The sequence below is a fragment of the Sphingomonas sp. 2378 genome, assembly GCF_038084995.1.
Taxonomy (GTDB): Bacteria; Pseudomonadota; Alphaproteobacteria; order Sphingomonadales; family Sphingomonadaceae; genus Sphingomonas.
This window is the reverse complement of the sequence record NZ_JAXCMJ010000097.1, coordinates 1-1893: the sequence shown is the minus strand read 5'-3', so window position 1 is coordinate 1893 and position 1893 is coordinate 1. Positions and strand designations below refer to the sequence as shown.

Sequence of the window (1893 nt, the reverse complement as noted above, 5' to 3'; positions counted from 1 at the left end):
CGTATCCCAAATTCGGCGCGGGGTGGAGCAGCCCGGTAGCTCGTCAGGCTCATAACCTGAAGGCCGCAGGTTCAAATCCTGCCCCCGCAACCATCCCACAACACACATACGCCCGCCAGGTCACACGACCTCGCGGGCTTCCCGGCGTTCACGCCAACAGCGCTGGCGATCTGCGCGGCATCGGACCCGCGCGTCGCCAGTCATTCTCGTAAAACGATGGCATTCGGCATGAAAGCCGCTTGCTGTGTTCGCCAACGCGCACAGCATAGCCGCGCTTGTGGGTACGGTGCTATGTCGCTTGCTCATCCGGCGGGAGCTTGCGTTATTTCGGGGTTGCGCAACCCGGACCGATTTCGCCAGATTTGGGACGGGTTCCACCATTCCAACGCTCGCCGCTATGGGCCAAGATCCGAAGCGGTGGTCCGCTTCGTGCCGATACTCTTCAGCTCCGCTCTTGTCACAGGATCGCCCCGGACCATGACCGACCTGCCCAAGCTCCTCGTCACTCGCCGCTTGCCCGACACCGTCGAGCGTTACCTGACCGATACGTGGGACACCACGCTGAACATCGACGACCAGCCGCTCGACCGCCGCGCGCTGGTCGAGGCGATGACCGGTTATGACGCCTGGATGCCGACGATCACCGACCGGATCGACGCGGACCTGCTGGCCACGCCGGGGCGGCGGGTGCGCATCCTTGCCAATTACGGCGGGGGCGTCGACCATATCGATCTGGCGGCGGCACGCGAGGCGGGAGTGGTGGTGACCAACACCCCCGATGTGCTGACCGAGGCGACGGCGGAGATCGCGATCCTGCTGATGCTGATGGCGGCGCGGCGGGCAGGCGAGGGGGAGCGGGAGGTCCGGGCGGGCGCATGGACCGGATGGCGCCCTTCGCACCTGATCGGCCAGGGGCTGTCGGGCAAGACGCTGGGCCTGATCGGCTTCGGCCGGATCGCGCAGGCGACGGCGGCCAAGGCGAAGGGACTGGGGATGCGCATCCGCTATGCCAGTCGCTCCGCCGCCGCACCCGAGGTGGAGCAGGCCCTGGAGGCGACGCGCGCGGCATCGCCCCAAGCGCTGGCCGCCGAATGCGACATCCTGTCGCTTCACGTGCCGGGCGGAGAGGGGACGCGGCATATGGTCGATGCGGACCTGCTCTCACGGATGCGGCCGCATGCCATCGTCGTGAACACGGCGCGCGGGCCGGTCATCGATGAGGAGGCGCTGGCGGATGCGTTGACGCGGGGCGTGATCGGCAGCGTAGGGCTGGACGTCTATGAGCGGGAGCCGGTCGTTCATCCCGCCCTGTTGGCGCATCCCCGCGCGGTCCTGTTGCCGCATTTGGGCAGCGCGACGATCGAGGCGCGCACCGCCATGGGCATGCGCGCAGCGGACAATCTGGCGGCGTTCCTGCGCGGCGACGAGCCCGCCGATCGTGTCGCCTGAAGCGGCGATCGCCGGGCTGGTCGCGGAACGGCTGGCCGAGAGGCGGGCGGACGATCCGCCTCTCGTCCTGGGCCTGTGCGGCGCGCAGGGGAGCGGCAAGTCGACCGTCGCGGCGAGGCTCGCCGAGCGGTTCGTGGGCAGCGCGATCCTGTCGCTGGACGACCTGTACCTTACCCGCGCCGAACGCCAGCGGCTGGCGCGCGAGGCCCATCCCCTGTTCGCGACGCGTGGTGCGCCGGGTACGCATGACGTGGCGTTGGGGATCGCGACATTGGCCGCCGTTGCGCGAGGGGAAGCGGCGCCGCTGCCCCGCTTCGACAAGGCGATCGACGATCGTGCGCCCATTGACGTGACCCCCGTTTCTTCATCCAACTGGAAGTAGAGACCGTCTCCTTAAAGGGACGGACGGAATGAAGCGGAAGCAGTTTTCGGAAGAGCAGATCA

General features: G+C 68.1%; 1 protein-coding gene, 1 tRNA gene and 1 pseudogene. All 3 read left to right on the top strand.

What is annotated here, in order from left to right; translation table 11 throughout:
* Positions 1-16 precede the first annotated feature (16 nt).
* Positions 17-93: transfer RNA gene (locus tag SM191_RS19390), tRNA-Met, on the top strand.
* 384 nt (positions 94-477) lie between these two features.
* On the top strand, positions 478-1449 hold the full coding sequence (locus tag SM191_RS19385) for a 2-hydroxyacid dehydrogenase (protein WP_341507635.1): 972 nt from the start codon (positions 478-480) through the stop codon (positions 1447-1449).
* A pseudogene (locus SM191_RS19380) lies at positions 1439-1798 on the top strand (kinase); the annotation flags it as partial. The gene SM191_RS19385 and the pseudogene SM191_RS19380, both read left to right, overlap by 11 nt.
* Positions 1799-1893 lie beyond the last annotated feature (95 nt).

What these genes read in the sequence shown, in the direction of transcription:
- SM191_RS19385 (WP_341507635.1), top strand. Translation starts at nt 478, where the DNA reads ATGACCGACCTGCCCAAGCTCCTCGTCACTCGCCGCTTGCCCGACACC.